Genomic DNA, 19,647 nt, shown 5'->3' with positions numbered 1-19,647 from the left:
TCCAAAAATAAAAGGACTGATTATGGGAAAAATTTTAGCTTCTTTGTTGGGTGGCGGAACAAATCTTTTTGCAGGTTTATCTAGTGATTTGTTTTCTATGGTATTAAATTTTTTGTTCTTTCTAATGTTAATGATGGGACTTAATGAAATATTAGAGAAGAAATTCAACTTGCCCATGGATAATATCAAGAATTTTATGACGGAAGTGCTAAAGAATGGATTTGGTAGTATGAAAAACATGGGATCTGCTTTGATTGGCAATGGTTTTAGCAGTAGCAAATCAGACAGAACCGCTAATAAAATGAGTGTCCCCCAAGTAAAACTTTAGTGGTGCATTAACCATCTAAAGATGGAATTTTTTCATCTTTCACGGAGAGATTTATTTGGTCAACAAGGTTTTTACTGTCCTTAATTTTCTACTCGCTTCAAAAGAAACTTTAGAACAACAAGACAAAGAATTTTCACTCAGTGGAATCAGAGAATTAAAAGAGAAGTGCTTGTATCCATCAGATAAAAACGATTGCAATATCAATAACTAAACCATCGCAATACCCACTAAAAAATCTGTCTTTTCACTACAAAAATCTTGAAAAACCAATGATTTCCCACCTAAAAACACGCTAAAAACACATACTCTTTTTATGATTTTAATCTTACTTAAACAACCTTTTTAATATGATTGATTTTTGCTATTTTGAAAAGCTCAATACCCATTGAAAAATATTGAATAATCCCTCTGAATTTGGTCTTGAAAATTTTAATTACGAACTTGTTTAACATCGTAATAATAGTAACTTAAGACTCCTTTTTGAAAATTGAATTATCTTGACCCTTTATTAAATGATAGGATTGGTTATAGACAAAAGGAGTGTTGTAATTTATACGGAATTTAAAACCTTTATTGGATTTCATAGAAGCATCTTAACACTTTTTAATTTAAATTGATCTATTGTTAGGAGTTGTGGGGGATACTCTATTGTTTAGCAGAATACACTAAAAATTAAATGGATTAGATAGAACGATACTAAAAATAGTCTAATGGGCTAGGCGCTTACATATGGTGCCTTAAAGGACGGGGTTTTTCGCTAGTGGGATAAAGTTATCATTAGAGCTTGAGATACTTACAAGAACCAATTTTGCCATTGAGTCATAAGCATGATTAGCTTCATTGTGAAATTTGCGTGGCTTAAGAGATAGTATTTGCTTATTACGCTGAGAGAAACGAGTAGCAAAAGATAAGTAGTGTAATAAAAAAAGCTAGGTTTTATTATAAGAGCAAATAAGAATAATATTGGATAAACTAAAATCACCCCTGCCCCATAAGAAAAAAGCCCTATTAAAAAACCTATAACGATAGAGCTGATATTGAACAGCTTATAATAAAGGCTGTACTTATCTAAATGTTTGTTGAAAGAATGTTTGAATTGTAAGAAGTTTTGTTTTAATTTGCTAATTCGGTTGTTCCATTTTGGTTTTTAAAGAAATAGTCCAGGGCGGTGAACTTACAAAGGAGCATAAAATAATAAATATTTTACAAAACCACCCTAATCTAACTCCAAATTTCAAAGAATACCCCACTTGCTGATACTAGCATGTGGTATAGCACAAACCAACGATTTGTTTGTTTATGCCAAAAAAAGAACAGAAAACATCTGTTAAAGAATAAAGGAGTTTTCCATCCAAAAAACACAGATCTATTGTATAAAAATAATCTTAAGAGAAACTTAAAAAATACCAATAAGCCGCATACAAGCAAGAAAAACATAACACTATAAGACCTAGATTTACTTACCTTATTACATGGAAAAATTTTGATTCATAGTTTTGTAAAAATTGTGGTAAAATGTGTTGATATTTTTTGAAATTAGGTTACAAAAACTATAAGATGCTTGCAAAAATCGTTTTTAGCTCATTGGTTGCGTTTGGAGTTTTGTCGGCTAATGTGGAGCAGTTTGGTTCATTTTTCAACGAGATAAAAAAAGAACAAGAAGAAGTGGCCGCAAAAGAAGACGCTCTTAAGGCTCGCAAGAAGCTCTTAAGCAATACGCATGATTTCTTAGAAGACTTGATTTTTAGGAAACAAAAAATCAAAGAGCTTATGGATCATAGAGCTAAAGTTCTTTTAGACTTAGAAAACAAATACAAAAAAGAAAAAGAGGCTCTAGAGAAAGAGACAAGGGGTAAAATTCTCACTGCTAAGTCAAAGGCTTATGGTGATCTAGAGCAAGCCTTAAAAGATAACCCTCTCTATAAGAAACTTCTTCCTAACCCTTATGCCTATGTTTTAAACCAAGAAACATTCACCAAAGAAGATAAAGAGCGTTTGAGTTATTACTACCCTCAAGTGAAAACGAGCAGTATTTTTAAAAAAACTACCGCTACCACTAAAGATAAGGCTCAGGCTTTGCTTCAAATGGGTGTGTTTTCTTTAGATGAAGAACAAAACAAAAAAGCGAGCCGATTAGCTTTATCTTATAAGCAAGCGATTGAAGAATATTCCAATAACATTTCTAATTTATTGAGCAGAAAAGAATTGGATAATATAGATTATTACTTACAGCTTGAAAGAAACAAGTTTGACTCTAAAGCAAAAGATATTGCTCAAAAAGCTACTAACACGCTTATTTTTAACTCGGAACGCTTGGCGTTTAGCATGGCGATTGATAAGATCAATGAGAAATACTTAAGGGGCTATGAGGCTTTTTCTAACTTGTTGAAAAATGTCAAAGATGATGTGGAATTGAATACTCTGACTAAAAACTTTACCAATCAAAAATTGAGTTTCGCTCAAAAACAAAAATTGTGTTTGTTGGTTTTAGATAGCTTCAATTTTGATACCCAATCCAAAAAATCTATATTAAAAAAGACTAATGAATACAATATTTTCGTAGATAGCGATCCTATGATGAGCGATAAAACAACTATGCAAAAAGAACACTACAAGATATTTAATTTCTTCAAAACAGTACTTTCTGCATACCGAAACAATGTTGCCAGGAATAATCCCTTTGAATAGGAAAGGAGACGCTCTTGAAAAGTATCTTCAAAAAACTAGGTTCTGTCGCTCTTTATTCTTTAGTTATTTATGGGGGCTTAAACGCTATCAATACAGCATTATTACCGAGTGAATACAAAAAATTAGTGGCTTTAGGCTTTAAAAAAATCAAAACACTCCATCAAAGACATGACGAAAAAGAAGTTACAGAAGAGGAAAAAAAATTCGCCACTAACGCTTTGAGAGAAAAATTACGAAATGATAGAGCGAGAGTAGAGCAAATTCAAAAGAATATTGAAGCGTTTGAAAAAAAGAACAACTCTTCTATTCAAAAAAAAGCGACTAAGCACAAAGGATTACAAGAATTAAACGAAACTAACGCTAACCCTTTGAATGACAACCCTAATAGTAATTCTTCCACTGAAACCAAATCTAATAAAGATGATAACTTTGATGAGATGATCAATAAGGTGAATGAAGCTTTTGTGAAACCTGCTACTCCGCTTGTGCCTAATGAGTGGAGAACACCTGAAATTGAAACCATTATCAATGAGTGTATTATTTCAAGCAACGATTACGATGGGTTAAGAAAGTGTTTGATCAAAGGCATCAAGGATCAAAAAATTCTTGCCCCATTATTAGAGAAAATTCAAGAAATAGAGACAGAAAATAACAAGTTTTCTAGACAACACTTGAGTGGTTTAAAACTTGCTCTTAATAACAGCAACAATAGAACCTTTCTTATAGCTTCGTGCGCTATTTGTGAGAAGAGAAAAAAAGAAATGGAGCAAGAAAACAACTACCAAGATACTACAAATGCAAGTGGGTTTGGAGCTACTGATACAAAAGAAAATGAAGCAAAAGATGCAACATTCTCAAACAATCGCTCTAAATCTGAATTGCCCAATAGCGTCATTAATCAAATAGAACAAAGCATCGCTCATGGAAAAAAATAGCGATCAAAATTATTAGATCAAAAAACAACTAGAGAAACAAATCCCAAAAGTTAGAAATCATAGCTTGTTGTCTCAGAAAAATCATTTAACAATGATCTTACTTGATTGCCTTTCTTGTAGGTATTGCTGCTTACTTTGTTCTAGGGATATTTCTAATGCATCCAACTTCTCTAAATAATTTAAAAAGACCTTGTTGTGAGCTAACATAAGCTTTTTGATTCCTTTGATGAAATTTTTATTCTTTAGGCTTTCTACAAGCGTCTGTGAAGCAGTGATTAAGGAAGTTGTACCTCCAATGTTGCTCTGATACGCCTTTAGAGAAGTTTCTAAGTGCTCTCTTATATTTTGTTTTTCTTGTTCGATTTTCAGCTTCCCCTCACAATAAAGAACTAAAACTTTATCGGATATTCCGCATTGTTGCTCAGCAGTGTTTTGGTCTAAGGGATTGATTTTCATATAGGTTAATAAAAGTTCAGGGTTAGACATATAAGTCTTGAAAATCACATCTTCTGAGATGAAAAATAACTCATTCGCTTCAAAATTGGCTTTCAATAACGCTAAATCTCCCCTCAAAGCAATGGCCGCTTTTTTGATGTTTAAAGCATCTTCTTTACCTATTTTATCATTAGCGCTAGGGCTAGTGGTTGAAAAAATCTCATCTAAGTTTTTGAGCACTTGTTGGTTGGTCTCTTTATAGGTGCTATCAAGTTGCTTTAAGCCGCTTGTTATATCTTCTGCCATCAAAACAGACAATAGTAAAAAAGAAGATATAGTATTTTTCACGAGTGTTTTCATTTGACAATAACTTTAGAGCTAGCAATGTTTCTTGCTGTCGTTTCTCTCTCTAATTTCAGTTGTTCTTCCCAAAGGTCGGCTTTTTTTTCAAGATTCTCTATATAGTTTAAATGATTTTCTGCGTTTAAGATCGCAACTTCTATGAGCGCGTTCAAATCTACTGATCCTTTTAAGGTTTTGATTTCTCCATTGATCCCATTCAAATAAGCGATATTTTGAAAATCTGCATCACTCAGTTTATTTTGAATAAGGGCTACAATCATTCTGTAATTCTGAATAACCTGTTCCATAAGGCATGCTGAAATTTTTAGCCCATCAAGATAGGGGCATTTTGTGGGTACTAGAGTAAATGTTTCAATGATTCCAAATGGTGCACCCATGCTTGAAAAAAAACTAAGAGCAGGCGCATAGATGGCGCTTTGAAACAAAGCCTGACCCGTTAGGGAATTATAATCAATAAGGGTCGCTTTTTGCATAGCCACTTTCAACCATGTTTCAAAACCTTTTAAGGTTTCTTCAAACGCCTTGATACCAATCGTATTGTAAGCGATGTATTGAGCATTGTCAGAAGAACTTCCCAGAGCTTGAGAAAGCATTTCCATTTGTGTTTTTAGGGTAACGCTTGGTTCAAAGCTGTTTTTTAGTGCTTCTAAGAGAGCGTTTTGCTGGTTCATTTTGAGCTTGATTATTTCGTTATTTTTTTGGAGCGCGATTTGCATGTTTTGGATTTCTGTTTGGGTATTAATTTTTTGTTTTTCCACGATCATTTTGACATTCCCCCCCAATGCGCTAAGCGCGCTTGAATACCCTTCCATGACGCCAAGCAAGATGTCTGAACCTGCAAAAAACCCCCCTGTCATGCTATTGACACCATTAATAACGCCATTAGCCCCTTTTAACATAGCGCTCATAGTTGCAAGCTGAGTTCTCAATTCTCCCTCTATTTGCGCTTGAATGGCTTTTTCTTTGGCATTAGATTGAGCCTCTATGACTTTTAATTCGGCTTGAGCGGTTTTTTGTTTGGCTTGTGCATCCGCCTGAATGGCTTTTAAGGCAGGTTCAAGCGTTATTACTGCCTCTGCACCATTCAGAGACAAGCCACAAAAAGTTAAGAAAGAAAATATGCTTAAAAAACATTTCACATCTCTTTCCTCACTTTATGATTATTTTAGTTTGCACCCTTTTTGTTAAGTAGCTATCTTTTTGCCCCTTAAGTTTGTCTTTGATGTAATCAAGATAAGTCAAATGCGATTTCAAAAAAGATTTATTCGCTATTATATTGTAATTATATAGCGAGCTTATGTTAGAAATCGCTTGAGTGTCATAGGTGCTAGTAGCTAATCCTGATTGATTAAGTATCATTTGAGAAGCGTTCTGCAACAAATTGGTATTGTTTTTCACAAATTCTATATAGTATTTTCTCAAAATTTCTGCTACTTTTTCAGCATAGCAATAAACGACAAGAACTTTGTCCCCAATAGGGCATGCAGGAGTGGTCATAGGATTAACGCCTGAAGTTAGGGCATTAGCGGCTAACGCTTGGTATTTGGCATAAACAGTGGGCATAGAAACACTCATAGGAGTCATAGAAATTTGCATGCAACTAAAAAACACTTTTGATGAGCCAACAAGTGCACCTAAAGCGGTACAGCTATCAAGGGAATCGGCTGTATCATTCATTGAGCTGTTGCTTGCTTGAGAACGCAGTTGCTCTTGTAGAGCTAGGGCGTATTTTGGTGTTGCACTTGTAATATTGCCTAATATACCGCTCATTATTTCAACCGTTGTTGGCACACTAGGAACAGCGATTTGATTCGTCGCATAAGCTTCAATAGCGCTGGGATTTTTAGGGGTAGTGTTACTCGCTAAAATGCTTGCAATCTGACTATTAACAGCACTAATTTGCACGCCTTGCGTGTTGCCTTGCGCGTTAAATTCCCCTGTTAATTTGCTGATATTTAGAATATTGTTCCCCACAGCCATGCTTTGATCGTTAAAACCTTGATACAATTGGTTGTATTGTTGGTTAGCGGCTTTCATAGGCATGCTTACGGCTTCAGCGATGCTCTGATTGTATTGGGTCATGATAGCGGTCATTTGCGGATTAGTAAATCCCACAACAATAGGAATAATCGCTGCTGACATAGCACCCGCTACTATTCCTGCAAATGGCCCTGCAACACCACTTGTGCTTGAGATGATTGAGGAGATTTCCGATAAGAATCCTGCGGAAGATGATTCATATATAGCTTGTGTACCTGCCATGTTAATACCTCCTAGTTAATACCCTAAGATCGGTGGTAAAAACGATGAATCTGAGTATGTTGGCGCATAGCCATACATGAAAGGATTGTTTGGACCGTAATCGCCCATCATTTGGCTCATGAGAAGATTTTGAATGCCCCACATCGCATTGATACCTAGATTATCATTAGGTTGAAAACTCCCTAAACTTATGTCGTCAAACTTGATATTAACATTCTTATCGTTATAGTCATTGAGTATGGCCACTTTTTGTTCTAGGGTTTCTTTAGGGATCTCTATTTTTAGTTGATCTCTAGAAACAAGCCCCACGCTATTTAGCGCCATATCTTCAGGACTAATATCTTTTATATCAGTGTTTTGGTCAGCGTTAAGCGGAGCGTTAAACATGCTAATGATAAGACACCAAGCAAATAGTAATTTAATTTTATAAAAATTCGTTTTCATACTTTTGACTCCTTTATTCTTATTTTTAGCACCATTCTAGCGCATTAACGCCACTCAATCGTTATTTTTGTTTTGATTTTTTTGATCGAGCATTTTGTTTGTTACTTCATCAATGTTTTGAAAATATTTTTCAAAAAGCTCTTTCTTTTTAGCTTCAACGCTCATATCAATTTGAATCCAATTAGGAACAATGGAGTCCATGATTAAATGCATGAAGTCATAGGCATGATTTGTTGGGTATATTTTGTTCTGAACATAGTATTCTAAAAAATTCGCTTGAACAAAAAAATTCTCTATATCGCTCTGCATATCCTCGCTTATGTTGTTATTGATAGGTTTTTCTAGTAATCTGAGAATCCTATACGACTGCATGATAGTTTCTAGCATGAAGTAAGCATAAACATAAACTAATGATACAAAAGAATTATTTGCTTTAAACGAGCTTGCGTCATTTTTCCCACTTTGAAGAGGAATCAATTTTGATAGTGTTTTCTGGGGATCTTGCCCATCGTTTATTTCTTTAAAAAAGCTGAAGTCTAAATCCTGATTACTGAGAAATGACTTGACAAAGTGAAGATTAGCATTGAGACTATCTATGAGACTTGAATAAAGGTGTTCTGTTTTGACATCATCTATATTCAAAACATTCTCATAAAACACATTGACATGGTCTTCTAAGAAATTAGAAAAATCATAAAGAGTGGTAAGGTTTTGTTCAGTGATTTCGCCTTCCATTTCTTCTTCTATGAAGTCCAATTCTTCTCTCAGTTCAAAAAGGTAATTAGAAAAACTATCCAAAATCGTCAAGACATCATTTTCTAAAATTTTCAATAATTTTTGTTCACGCAAATTTTGTTTCATTTTAATACTCCTCTATTTGTTGATACATTTGTCTCAAGGCCTGATATTTATCTATGATACTATGGTTTTGGATAATCTTATCAATTTCTTTGACAAATACAGTATCTGTGGATAAAATTTTCAAATATTCTTTAGGAATGCCTCTCAAATTAAAACTAGCGATAACGCTAGGGCTTCCATCCTGTTTGTAGAGAATTTTCCTATCTAGCCCTTTAGTGATGATTTCAAATTCTTTTTCTGTAACATTAGCCAATCTTTGGTAATCAGAAAGATTGCCCCCATCGTTTCTCAAAAAAATCTTTGTAGGGCATTGTTCTCTAATCGTATCAGCAATAGGGCAAGCCAAAAGATCAGTGATGCTTTGAGTCGCAAGTCTAACAATAGCGTTTCTTTTCCTTGCAGTTTTTAGCATGTCTCTTACAAAATAAGCGACCTTTGGATCGCCTAAATATTTCCAGGCTTCATCAATATCTAAGACAAATCTACGCCCATCCATTGCCTCTTGGATACGAGCGAAAAGGTAAAAACAAATAAAGGGCGAAACATCATTATTGTCTAAGAAACTTGACCCATCAACGCCAATAATCGTTTTTGAAAAATCTAAGCGATCCGTTGCTTTATTATCAAAAAGCCATTGAAATTCACCATTGGTTGATTTGCAAAAAGGCGCTAATCGCGCGACAAGCCCATTGGGATCATTGTGGTCTTTCCCGAAAGCATTAATAAGTTGAGTGATGGGATAATCTAGGTTCATATCTCCTGTGATAAGGTTGGTTACTGCCGCTGCAAGCGTATTAGAATCTGCTAGGCTAAAAGAGAGGCTGTTGCCATTTTCATCTTTTTCATCGCTTTTGGTTGCTAAGTTTTTCACAAGCTCTTTGACAACAGAAATAGCTGTTTGTTTTTGCTCCATTGTTGCATTGGATTTTTGCACACAAGCCGCCCAAGCAAAAGGATTTAATCCCGTATCTGTCCCTAGCTCAATCTTGACATACTCCCCACCCATTGCGACAATATTCCCATAAGCGCCATAATCTTTATCCATATAGACCATAGTGAGCTTTTGCTTGTCTTTGCTGACATTAGCAGGAAAATTGTGAGCAAATTGTCCCATAGCGTTCAAGGTCATTGACATAAACACTGTCTTACCTGAACCGGTTGAACCAAGTATCAAAGTGTGTCCCGCTGAAGCTGAACCAAAATCAGTAGGCATGTGGAAGTTCAGATAAAAAGGCGAATTGATCTCGCTTTTTAGCGTCATCACACTATTGCCCCAAGCGTTATTCTCTTGATTGCCATCAAAACTCATAGCCCTCATAGCGATGAAATCAGCAAAATTATTAGAGGTTACATCAAAAATAAAAGGAAGCGTGATAAAAGAGCAATGTTTGGCAAAAAAGTAATTTTCCATAGAGAAAGTCGCTGCGTTGGCTAAAAAACCTTTAGCGTTAAGACTAGAGACGCATTCCTTAACGCTTTGTTTCATTTTTTCAAAGCTATCAGCAAACAACACTAAAGAATTACCATAACTGCCTAGCGTAATATCACCATTACCCACTAATTCGCTCAAGCAACCTAAAGTCATGCCCTGCTCTTTAGAGCCTCCACTAATAATAATTCTTCTAGAGGTGAAAGCTAGTTTGTCCTTTAAAACCTGTGAGTTTTTAGGCGAATAAGCATGCATAAAGATGAATTCGCTGTCTAGAGCGTTGATTTTATCAAACAAATCGCTCTGTGATTTAGGGGCGTATTCACTAATCTCAATAGCGCTAAAATATTTTTCACTCAAATCGTCATTTAAGATTTTTCCATGCTTATTGGCAAAATAAACTTCTTTCACCCCACCATGCATTTTTTCCTTGAGATACAAGTCTTTTCTGTTGCAAATAAAAGGGGCTTCATTCATTCCCACAAGAAAATTGTAAAACTCGCATTGTTTGGAGTAAATAACCCCATCTTTGGTGTATTCTTTCAATCTGGTGGGGTGGTATTTACTCAATAGCTCTTCTATGAGCTCTATCCTATCCTTGAAGTTTTCAAGCTTGGCTCTAATAATCCTTTGAAACTCTTCAAAATTATTGTCTGCAAAATGCTTTTTATTCATAACGGGTTCATTGAGAGTGTCTAATAAATCTTGCTCTATGGTCAGAAAAAAACTAATGTCATAAAAACTTTCTCTCTTTTGCTTCTCATTATAGGCTCGCATAAAATCATTAGAAAAAGCAAGACTATAGTCCCTATTGGTTTCATCAATAACGATTTTCTTTTTAACAGTGTGAAAATAAAATTTGAATTCAGGGGTAACAAAATTCCTAAAAACGCTATAAATAGAAGCGTGTAACTCTATGAGATCTTTTTTGGAAGTGGTTAAAAAATCAATGCCCCCCAATTTGATTGTGCCTAAAAGAGAATAGTTGTTAGTAAGGATCACCCCATCATCTAAAAAACATTCATAGTTATTCGCTAGATAGGAGTTTGCAGCGCTCACAAGTCTGTCTTCTCTGTTTGGATTTAAGTGGATGTCATTAGCCATTTCTTTACTAGGCTTCATGGAAAAAATGCTCATGAATGCTTTGTTTTTCACGCCCTTAAACAAAAAAGGTTTTTTAAATTTCATCGCTCGCTCCATTCTTTGATAAAGCCTATAATCTTTCTTGAATCCAAGAGCTACAAGCACAATAACAATCGCTATAATCAAAACAGGTTCATAGGCTTGAAAAAGAATAACAGATAATACAATGGTTACAAACAATATAAATATAGAGGAATAAATAAAAGTTTCAGGGAAACCAAACAACCTATTCCCCCCATCAAACAAGACTTTAAAAAAGGGATTGACACCTTTTTGCATGTCTGCTTTAAGCTCTTCTATTTTTTGAAACTGCCGCTTTTGAACCTCTTGCTCTATGATTAGCTTTTTTTGTTCGTCAGCTTGTTTGCTTGCCACAAACACCCCTCTCTTTATAGATATACCGCTTCACATGTAATCGTATAAAAGATTTTTTTGAGAGACTCTATGGTGCTAATATGTTTCAAAAGATCATTAGGGTCATAAGAATTGAATACGGCCAATAAAACATTATATAGCTTATCATCGCATAAAATTTCTCTTGTTTCTCCGCGCAATGACAGAAAGCAGCGTTGTTTATTGGTCGTGCTGATGCTTTTAAAAGTAAAAAAGTCTTTTACTTCAGGATTGATCTGTAATTCTACATTCAGTCCCATTTCTTTACCCTTTTCATCAAAGATTTTTTCAATGATTGGATCGTAATGCTTCAAATCCTTTATTTTTTTAAGGACTCTATTGACAATCACGAAGTCAAAAACTTCATCTTTGATAATATCGGGATTGACTTCTTTGAAAGTTACTTTCTTGTCTTTCAAATTTTTGATAGTCGCCTTGAAACTATCAAAATCTAAATTCGTATAAACAAGCCCATTGGGAGTGTTTTTTTCTTTTTCTTGCACTTCTTTTTTGGCTTGATTATCGTCATTTGCTGACCCATACGAACTGAAAACAACGAGACTTAAGAGAACTTTCAAAAAAAAGCCTCTTAGTTTTTTATTACTATTATTGTTGATCAATTTAGCTAGCTCCACTTTCGCCAATATTGAAGCCAAACTTAGTGCTCAAATAGATAATACCGCCTGCCACCGCTAACATAGCTATGGGTTGCGCATAAGCAAAAACAGTCGCCTGACCTCTTTTGATGTCATCAGAGATTTTCCAAATATCTGCTATGCCTTTGACCCCTAGAGCGCAACCACCTACGATCGCTAGAACAGAAATGATCTGAATAACCAAACTTTTAGTTTCAGTGATGCCTGTTGTAGGACTGTTGACCGCCATTAAAGGATTGGTTGTCATCACTAGCCCTAAAGTTACTACAACTTTCTTGTAGTTGTCAGTGATTCTTGTAAAAAATTTCATGCGTTTCCTTTCAAATTGAAATCAATCGTTTGAGTATATCAAAAAAAAGTATTTTTATACTATTCATACAAGCACTACTTCATAATTTAAATCAAAACCGACGCTTTTGTTTGACAACTGACATAATTTAGGAACAATAAACCTACTTGTCCCAACCATTTTTCTTTCTCAAGTCGTTGTAGAATTGTAGATCTTTAGGATCTTTGATGTATTTTTTAATCGTCTCAGGTTGAAACCTAAAAACAAGCAGAAACAAACCCAAGCTGATCAGAGTGAGAATAAAGCTCCACTTTAAGCAACTCCATAGACCACTAAAGAAACTTTTTTTGAAGCTGTCTTTGAAAATCTGTCCTATTGATTTGTTTTCCATGTGAATCACAAACACTTAATTGCAAATACACACTTCATGGTAAGCATGACACACACAAACCAAACTATTTTTAGAACGCTTCATGCACTCACCTTGCTTCCAACCATAACTTTAGCATTGCATTTGATTTCTTCTTGAAGGCTCATTTCTTATTTCTTTATCTTGTTAAAATTTGTCTATTTTAACAAGTTTTTGTTAATTATGGGTAAAAATGTGAATCGTTCCTAGCCTTTAGATGCTTGCAACGACTGGAATTTTTCAATGTTATTAATGATTAATGAAAAAATGCCTAATATTGTAGTATAATAAGAATGTTCAAAGATATAAACTGACCACTCAAGCGTGTAGTGATTTTTAGCAGTCTTTGATACCAAATTTAGGTAAAGGAGAAACAATGGTTAACGAAACTATTGATCAAACACCAAGCCAAACAGCTTTTAACCCGCAGCAATTTATCAATAATCTTCAAGTAGCTTTTCTTAAAGTTGATAACGCTGTCGCTTCATTTGATCCTGATCAAAAACCAATCGTTGATAAGAATGATAGGGATAACAGGCAAGCTTTTGAGAAAATCTCGCAACTAAGGGAGGAATTCGCTAATAAAGCGATCAAAAATCCTGCCAAAAAGAATCAGTATTTTTCAAACTTTATCAGTAAGAGCAGTGATTTAATCAACAAAGACAGTCTCATTGATACAGGTTCTTCCATAAAGAGCTTTCAGAAATTTGGGACTCAGCGTTACCAAATTTTTATGAATTGGGTGTCCCATCAAAAAGATCCATCTAAAATCAACACCCAAAGAATCCGAAGTTTTATGGAAAATATCATACAACCCCCTATCTCTGATGATAAAGAAAAAGCGGAGTTTTTGAGGTCTGCCAAACAAGCTTTTGCAGGAATTATCATAGGAAACCAGATCCAATCAGATCAAAAATTCATGGGCGTGTTTGATGAATCTTTGAAAGAAAGGCAAGAAGCAGAAAAAAATGGAGGGTCTACTGGAGAGCCTACTGGTGGGGATTGGCTTGATATTTTTTTATCATTTGTGTTTAACAAAAAACAATCTTCCGATCTCAAAGAAACGCTCGATCAAGAACCAGTTTCTCATGTCCAACCAGATATAGCCACTACCACCACCGACATACAAGGCTTACCGCCTGAATCTAGGGATTTGCTTGATGAAAGGGGTAATTTTTCTAAATTCACTCTTGGTGATATGGAAATGTTAGATGTTGAGGGTGTCGCTGACATTGATCCTAATTACAAGTTCAACCAATTATTGATTCACAATAACGCTCTGTCTTCTGTGTTAATGGGGAGTCATAATGGCATAGAACCTGAAAAAGTTTCATTATTGTATGGGGGCAATGGTGGTCCTGAAGCTAGGCATGATTGGAACGCCACCGTTGGTTATAAAAACCAACAAGGCAACAATGTGGCTACACTCATTAATGTGCATATGAAAAACGGCAGTGGGTTAGTCATAGCAGGTGGTGAGAAAGGGGTTAACAACCCTAGTTTTTATCTCTACAAAGAAGACCAGCTCACAGGCTTGAAACAAGCATTGAGTCAAAAAGAGATCCAAAACAAAGTGGATTTCATGGAATTTCTTGCAAAAAACAACGCTAGATTAGATAACTTGAGCAAGAAAGAGAAAGAAAAATTCCAAAATGAGATTGAAGATTTTCAAAAAGACTCTAAGGCTTATTTAGATGCCCTAGGGAATGATCACATTGCTTTTGTTTCTAAAAAAGACAAAAAACATTTAGCTTTAGTTGCTGAGTTTGGTAATGGGGAATTGAGCTACACTCTCAAAGATTATGGGAAAAAACAAGATAAAGCTTTAGATAGGGAGACAAAAACCACTCTTCAAGGTAACCTAAAACATGATGGCGTGATGTTTGTTAATTATTCTAATTTCAAATACACCAACGCCTCCAAGAGTCCTGATAAGGGTGTGGGTGCTACGAATGGCGTTTCCCATTTGGAAGCAAATCTTAGCAAGGTAGCTGTCTTTAATTTGCCTAATTTAAATAATCTCGCTATCAATAGTTATATAAGGCGAGACTTAGAAGATAAACTGAGGGCTAAAGGATTGTCCCCACAAGAAGCTAATAAGCTCATCAAAGACTTTTTGAACAGCAACAAAGAATTGGTTGAAAAAGCTTTAAACTTCAATAAAACTGTAGCTGAAGCTAAAAACACAGGCAATTATGATGAAGTGAAAAAAGCTCAGAAAGATCTTGAAAAATCTATAAGGAAACGAGAGCATTTAGAGAAAGAAGTAATGAAAAAATTGGAGAACAGAAACGACAACAAAAATAGAATGGAAGCAAAAGCTCAAGCTAACAGCCAAAAAGATAAGATTTTTGCAATTATCAATGAAGAGGCTGGTAAGGAAGCAAGAGCGGCCACTTGCGTTCAGAATCTTAAAGGCATCAGAATGGAATTGTCTGATAAGCTTGAAAACATCAACAAGAATTTGAAAGACTTTGATAAATCTTTTGATGAATTCAAAAATGGCAAAAATAAGGATTTTAGCAAGGCAGAAGAAACGCTAAAAGCCCTTAAAGACTCGGTGAAAGATTTAGGCATCAATCCAGAATGGATTTCAAAAGTTGAAAACCTTAATACAGCTTTGAATGAATTCAAAAATGGCAAAAATAAGGATTTCAGCAAGGTAACGCAAGCAAAAAGCGACCTTGAAAATTCCATTAAAGATGTGATCATCAATCAAAAGATAACGGATAAAGTTGACAATCTCAATCAAGCTGTATCAATAGCTAAAGCAACGGGTGATTTCAGTAGGGTAGAGCAAGCGCTAGCCGATCTCAAGAATTTCTCAAAAGGACAATTGACTCAACAAGCTCAAAAAAATGAAGATTTCAATACTGGAAAAAATTCTAAACTATACCAATCCGTTAAGAATGGTGTAAATGGAACCCTAGTCGGTAATGGGTTATCTGGAATAGAGGCCACAGCTCTCGCCAAAAAATTTTCGGATATCAAGAAAGAATTGAATGAGAAATTTAAAAATTTCAACAACAATAACAATAATGGACTCAAAAACGAACCCATTTATGCTGAAGTTAATAAAAAGAAAACAGGACAAGTAGCTAGCCCTGAAGAACCCATTTATACTCAAGTTGCTAAAAAGGTAAAAGCAAAAATTGACCGACTCGATCAAATAGCAAGTGGTTTGGGTGGTGTAGGGCAAGCGGGGTTCTCTTTGAAAGGGCATACTAAAGTTGGTGATCTCAGTAAGGTAGGGCTTTCAGCTAACCATGAACCCATTTACGCTACGATTGATGATCTCGGCGGACCTTTCCCTTTGAAAAAGCATGATAAAGTTGGTGATCTCAGTAAGGTAGGGCTTTCAAGGGAGCAAGAATTGAAACAAAAGATTGACAATCTCAATCAGGCGGTATCAGAAGCTAAAGCATGTCATTTTGACAACCTAGATCAAATGATAGACAAGCTCAAAGATTCTACAAAAAAGAATGTTATGAATCTATATGTTGAAAGTGCAAAAAAAGTGCCTACTAGTTTGTCAGCGAAATTGGACGATTATGCTACTAACAGCCACACACGCATTAATAGCAATGTCAAAAATGGAGCAATCAATGAAAAAGCGACTGGTATGCTAACGCAAAAAAACCCTGAGTGGCTCAAGATCGTGAATGATAAGATAGTTGCGCATAATGTGGGAAGCGTTTCTTTGTCAGAGTATGATAAAATTGGCTTCAACCAGAAGAATATGAAAGATTATTCTGATTCGTTCAAGTTTTCCACCAAGTTGAACAATGCTATAAAAGACATTAAGTCTGGCTTTGTGCAATTTTTAACCAATACATTTTCTACAGCATCTTATTACTGCTTGGCGGAAGAAAATGCGAAGCATGGAATCAAAAATGCTAATACAAAAGGTGGTTTCCAAAAATCTTAAAGGATTAAGGAATACCAAAAACGCAAAAACCACCCCTTGCTAAAAGCAAGGGGGCTTTCTAACTAAAGCATTCCGTTGAATGCTAACAAGAAAGGCTTTATCCTTTAAAGTCTGCATGAATATTTCCTACCCTAAAAAGACTTAACCCTTTACTCAAAATGTTGTTCGCAGCGTTAATGTCTCTGTGTTCTTTATGCCCACAATCAGGACACAAATATTGCCTGTGATTCAATTTGAGCTTATGGTTGATGCTCCCACAATGATAGCAAGTTTTGCTGGTGTATTGTGGGGGAACTTTCACTAACAATTTGCCATTATGCTGTTGTTTGTAGTCTAAAAAGCTTGTAGATAGGTAATTCTTTTCCAAATATAAAAACGCTTTTCTAGATCTCTCTAAAGCGCTTTATAATCAACGCAATACCCTTATAGTGTGAGTTATAGCCCTTTTTTGGAATTGTGTTATTTTGACTCTAAATTTTTATTAGCGTTACAATTTGAGCCATTCTTTAGCCTGTTTTTCTAGCCAAACCACATCGCCGCTCGCATGAAATTCCACTTTAGGGAATGCGCATGCGTTTTTCTTAAGGGCGTATTTTTGGTGCAAATATTCCACAATAGCATCGCCAGAATGGATGAGTAGGGGAGGCGTTGAAAGGGCAAAATGTTCCATAAAATAGCCCTCAATTTGGTGAGCGATTAAGGGAAAATGCGTGCAACCTAAAATAACCACTTCAGGCAAGATCTTTAATGGAGTGAAATAATAACGCATGCAAGTTTCTAGCAATTCGCCCTCTAAAATATTTTCTTCAATCAAAGGCACAAAAAGAGAAGTGGCTAAATGCGAAACATTCAAATAGCCTTGTTGTTTCAGGGCGTTGTCATAAGCGTTGGATTGAATCGTCGCTTTTGTCCCTAGCACTAAAATAGGGGCGTTTTTATCTTTTACTTGTTGTTTGATCGCTAAAATGCTTGGCTCAATCACGCCCACAATAGGGATTTTGGAATGCTTTTGCATCTCTTCTAAAGCTAGAGCGCTCGCTGTGTTGCATGCCACAATCAATAATTCAATCTTGTGCGGTTTGAAAAAATCCAAAGCCTCTAAGCCAAATTGCTTGATCGTGGTGGGGTCTTTAGTGCCATAAGGCACTCTAGCGCTATCGCCATAATAGATGATTTCATCAAACAATTGCGCTTTTAAAAGGCTTTTTAAAACGCTAAAACCTCCCACACCGCTATCAAAAACACCTACTTTCATGACACTTTTTTAATTTAATGGGATTTAATAAGGGATTTTATTTTTCATTCATTAAATTTAAAAATTCTTCATTGTCCTTAGTTTGTTGCATTTTAGAATACACAAAGCTTAAGGCTTCTATGTCATCCATTTGTTGCATCACATTCCTTAAAACCCACACTTTAGTCAAGCGGTCTTTGCCAAGCAAGATATTATCTTTTCGTGTGCCGGATTTTAAAATATCAAAGGCCGGGTAAATGCGCCTGTCTGCAATATTCCTCGCTAAAACGATTTCGCTATTCCCGGTGCCTTTAAATTCTTCAAAAATCACCTCATCCATTCTGGATCCCGTTTCAATCAATGCAGTAGCGATAATCGTCAAGCTCCCGCCTTCTTCAATATTCCTTGCGGCTCCAAAAAAGCGCTTGGGCCTGTGCAAGGCGTTCGCATCCACGCCCCCACTTAAAACCTTACCGCTTGAGGGCGTTACAGCGTTATACGCTCTGGCTAAACGGGTGATAGAATCTAGTAAAACCACCACATCTTTGCCCATTTCCACTCGCCTTTTAGCCCTTTCTAGCACCAACTCAGCGATTCTTATGTGATTGTTTGCGGGCAAATCAAAAGTGGAGCTAAAAACTTGACCTTTAACGCTTCGTTGCATATCCGTAACTTCTTCAGGGCGCTCATCCACTAAAAGGATAATCAGTTCCACTTCAGGGTGGTTAGAGGTGATGCCTTGGGCGAGTTCTTTCATGAGCTCCGTTTTCCCAGTCCTTGGTGGCGCGACGATCAAAGCCCTTTGACCTTTCCCCACAGGGCTGAATAAATCTAGCATTCTGCCGGTAACTTTAGTGGGTTCGTATTCTAATTTGATTTGTTCATCAGGGAATAGGGGGGTTAGATTGTCAAACAAAGGGCGGTTTTTAATCTCATCTGAAGGCAAATAATTGATGGCTTCTATTTTTAAAAGGGCGTAGTATTTTTCCTGGTCTTTGGGGGATCGCACTTGACCGGTAACAATATCTCCATTCCTTAAAGCAAAACGCCTGATTTGAGAAGGGCTGACATAAGTGTCGTTATGCCCGTCTGAAAAACTCCCATCAAACCCTCTTAAAAAGCCATAGCCATCAGGCATGATTTCTAAAATCCCGGTAAAAAGAATGTATCCGCCTTGCGTAACTTGGGTTTTTAAAATTTCAAACATCAAGTCTTGTCGTTTGAATTCTTGGGGGTTTTCCACTTTGAGCTTGTTAGCGATTTCTAAAAGCTTTTCAGTAGGGTAGGTGCGTAAATCTTCAATGTGATAACCACTCACTGGCGTGTGTGTTTTGACTTTGTGCGGACTTTTATGCGTAGGCGCGTTTTCGTTCATTAAATTTCCTTTTAATTAAAAAGAGGTTTCTAGTTTGTTGCAATTAAGATAAAAATACAAAAAGCTAAAGCATTCTTAAAAAATTAGTGTAACCAAAAGATGCTAATAAGTGGCACATGCCACAAGTGTTGGATTTCGTAATGCTTCGCTATGCTATCATAATTTTTTTAACAAAGCAAATTTTTGTTTTAATTTTAGAGTGTTTTAATTTATTGTTACTTATGCTATAATTTTAAGTTTAAATTTAAAAATAAAGGATACTTGATGAAAAAAGGCATTCACCCCGAATATATCCCATGCAAAGTTACTTGCGTAACTAGCGGGAAAGAAATTGAAGTTTTAAGCACCAAACCTGAAATGCGTATTGATATTTCTAGCTTTTGCCACCCTTTCTATACCGGTAGCGATAAAATCGCTGACACTGCAGGGAGAGTAGAGAAATTCAAGCAACGCTACAACTTGAAGTAACTCTTTT

At 35.8% G+C, this 19,647-nt stretch carries 20 protein-coding genes; 7 read left to right on the top strand and 13 right to left on the bottom strand.

Annotated features, from left to right (window positions below):
• Positions 1–22 precede the first annotated feature (22 nt).
• Both HPOKI112_RS04230 and HPOKI112_RS08345 read left to right on the top strand, forming a co-directional pair.
• The gene (locus tag HPOKI112_RS04230) at positions 23–328 is read left to right on the top strand and encodes a hypothetical protein (protein WP_025276036.1); all 306 of its coding nucleotides are present in this window, start codon (positions 23–25) and stop codon (positions 326–328) included.
• A 55-nt stretch (positions 329–383) separates the two neighbouring features.
• Positions 384–539, top strand: coding sequence for a hypothetical protein (locus HPOKI112_RS08345; RefSeq protein WP_171923952.1), 156 nt, complete (start codon positions 384–386; stop codon positions 537–539).
• A gap of 582 nt (positions 540–1,121) precedes the next feature.
• Here HPOKI112_RS08345 and cagP read toward each other — a convergent pair.
• Complete coding sequence (cagP, locus tag HPOKI112_RS04225; protein WP_038418654.1) at positions 1,122–1,454, bottom strand: cag pathogenicity island protein CagP; 333 nt, start codon at positions 1,452–1,454, stop codon at positions 1,122–1,124.
• Between the two features lie 431 nt (positions 1,455–1,885).
• On the opposite strand from cagP, the gene cagM reads away from it, so the two are divergent.
• Both cagM and cagN read left to right on the top strand, forming a co-directional pair.
• Positions 1,886–3,016 carry a type IV secretion system apparatus protein CagM gene (cagM, locus tag HPOKI112_RS04220; RefSeq protein ID WP_025309830.1) on the top strand — a complete coding sequence of 377 codons (1,131 nt, stop codon included), beginning with the start codon at positions 1,886–1,888 and terminating at the stop codon, positions 3,014–3,016.
• Between the two features lie 14 nt (positions 3,017–3,030).
• On the top strand, positions 3,031–3,951 hold the full coding sequence (gene cagN, locus HPOKI112_RS04215) for a cag pathogenicity island type IV secretion system protein CagN (protein ID WP_025309829.1): 921 nt from the start codon (positions 3,031–3,033) through the stop codon (positions 3,949–3,951).
• An 81-nt stretch (positions 3,952–4,032) separates the two neighbouring features.
• Here cagN and cagL read toward each other — a convergent pair whose 3' ends face one another.
• Genes cagL through HPOKI112_RS04200 form a run of 3 tightly spaced genes read right to left on the bottom strand, consistent with a single transcriptional unit; the run spans position 4,033 to position 6,843 of the window.
• Positions 4,033–4,746, bottom strand: coding sequence for a cag pathogenicity island VirB5 family T4SS-associated adhesin CagL (gene cagL / locus HPOKI112_RS04210; RefSeq protein WP_025309828.1), 714 nt, complete (start codon positions 4,744–4,746; stop codon positions 4,033–4,035).
• Positions 4,743–5,888, bottom strand: a complete 1,146-nt coding sequence (gene cagI / locus HPOKI112_RS04205) for a cag pathogenicity island type IV secretion system translocation protein CagI (RefSeq protein WP_025276032.1) — start codon at positions 5,886–5,888, stop codon at positions 4,743–4,745. The genes cagL and cagI overlap by 4 nt, the downstream gene beginning before the upstream one ends.
• A gap of 10 nt (positions 5,889–5,898) precedes the next feature.
• Positions 5,899–6,843, bottom strand: a complete 945-nt coding sequence (locus HPOKI112_RS04200) for a hypothetical protein (RefSeq protein WP_038418652.1) — start codon at positions 6,841–6,843, stop codon at positions 5,899–5,901.
• Here HPOKI112_RS04200 and HPOKI112_RS08445 point away from each other — a divergent pair.
• Positions 6,830–7,030: a hypothetical protein gene (locus HPOKI112_RS08445; RefSeq protein WP_000562355.1), complete on the top strand. Its 201-nt coding sequence runs from the start codon at positions 6,830–6,832 to the stop codon at positions 7,028–7,030. The genes HPOKI112_RS04200 and HPOKI112_RS08445 overlap by 14 nt on opposite strands.
• Here HPOKI112_RS08445 and cagG read toward each other — a convergent pair.
• From cagG to cagB, 6 genes are all read right to left on the bottom strand, one after another.
• On the bottom strand, positions 7,027–7,455 hold the full coding sequence (gene cagG / locus HPOKI112_RS04190; RefSeq protein ID WP_025276030.1) for a cag pathogenicity island type IV secretion system translocation protein CagG: 429 nt from the start codon (positions 7,453–7,455) through the stop codon (positions 7,027–7,029). The genes HPOKI112_RS08445 and cagG overlap by 4 nt on opposite strands.
• A 54-nt stretch (positions 7,456–7,509) precedes the next feature.
• Positions 7,510–8,316 carry a type IV secretion system chaperone CagF gene (gene cagF / locus HPOKI112_RS04185; RefSeq protein WP_025276029.1) on the bottom strand — a complete coding sequence of 269 codons (807 nt, stop codon included), beginning with the start codon at positions 8,314–8,316 and terminating at the stop codon, positions 7,510–7,512.
• A gap of 1 nt (position 8,317) precedes the next feature.
• A complete protein-coding gene (gene cagE / locus HPOKI112_RS04180; protein ID WP_025309826.1) occupies positions 8,318–11,269 on the bottom strand; it encodes a cag pathogenicity island type IV secretion system ATPase CagE in 2,952 nt (983 codons plus the stop codon).
• A gap of 8 nt (positions 11,270–11,277) precedes the next feature.
• Positions 11,278–11,901, bottom strand: a complete 624-nt coding sequence (gene cagD / locus HPOKI112_RS04175; RefSeq protein ID WP_014419573.1) for a cag pathogenicity island type IV secretion system protein CagD — start codon at positions 11,899–11,901, stop codon at positions 11,278–11,280.
• A 1-nt stretch (position 11,902) separates the two neighbouring features.
• Positions 11,903–12,247: a CagC family type IV secretion system protein gene (locus tag HPOKI112_RS04170; protein WP_025309825.1), complete on the bottom strand. Its 345-nt coding sequence runs from the start codon at positions 12,245–12,247 to the stop codon at positions 11,903–11,905.
• Between the two features lie 142 nt (positions 12,248–12,389).
• Positions 12,390–12,617, bottom strand: coding sequence for a cag pathogenicity island protein B (gene cagB / locus HPOKI112_RS04165; RefSeq protein ID WP_000428886.1), 228 nt, complete (start codon positions 12,615–12,617; stop codon positions 12,390–12,392).
• A gap of 394 nt (positions 12,618–13,011) precedes the next feature.
• Here cagB and cagA point away from each other — a divergent pair, with 394 nt between their 5' ends.
• Positions 13,012–16,563, top strand: coding sequence for a type IV secretion system oncogenic effector CagA (gene cagA, locus HPOKI112_RS04160; RefSeq protein WP_025309824.1), 3,552 nt, complete (start codon positions 13,012–13,014; stop codon positions 16,561–16,563).
• A 97-nt stretch (positions 16,564–16,660) separates the two neighbouring features.
• Here the strand turns inward: cagA and HPOKI112_RS04155 are convergent, their stop codons facing one another.
• The 3 genes from HPOKI112_RS04155 to rho all read right to left on the bottom strand — a co-directional run bounded on the left by HPOKI112_RS04155 (position 16,661) and on the right by rho (position 19,172).
• Positions 16,661–16,930 (bottom strand): zinc ribbon domain-containing protein, encoded by a 270-nt coding sequence (locus tag HPOKI112_RS04155; RefSeq protein WP_080276269.1) that lies wholly within the window; start codon positions 16,928–16,930, stop codon positions 16,661–16,663.
• A 120-nt stretch (positions 16,931–17,050) separates the two neighbouring features.
• Positions 17,051–17,818, bottom strand: a complete 768-nt coding sequence (gene murI, locus HPOKI112_RS04150) for a glutamate racemase (RefSeq protein ID WP_025309823.1) — start codon at positions 17,816–17,818, stop codon at positions 17,051–17,053.
• A gap of 37 nt (positions 17,819–17,855) precedes the next feature.
• Positions 17,856–19,172, bottom strand: coding sequence for a transcription termination factor Rho (rho, locus tag HPOKI112_RS04145; protein ID WP_001004691.1), 1,317 nt, complete (start codon positions 19,170–19,172; stop codon positions 17,856–17,858).
• A gap of 264 nt (positions 19,173–19,436) precedes the next feature.
• Here rho and rpmE point away from each other — a divergent pair, with 264 nt between their 5' ends.
• Positions 19,437–19,640, top strand: a complete 204-nt coding sequence (rpmE, locus tag HPOKI112_RS04140; protein ID WP_000715278.1) for a 50S ribosomal protein L31 — start codon at positions 19,437–19,439, stop codon at positions 19,638–19,640.
• The last annotated feature ends 7 nt before the right edge of the window (positions 19,641–19,647 follow it).

Origin of the sequence: Helicobacter pylori oki112, assembly GCF_000600085.1 — a bacterium.
Classification (GTDB): Bacteria; Campylobacterota; Campylobacteria; order Campylobacterales; family Helicobacteraceae; genus Helicobacter; species Helicobacter pylori_CY.
This window is presented reverse-complemented; position numbering and strand designations above follow the sequence as displayed.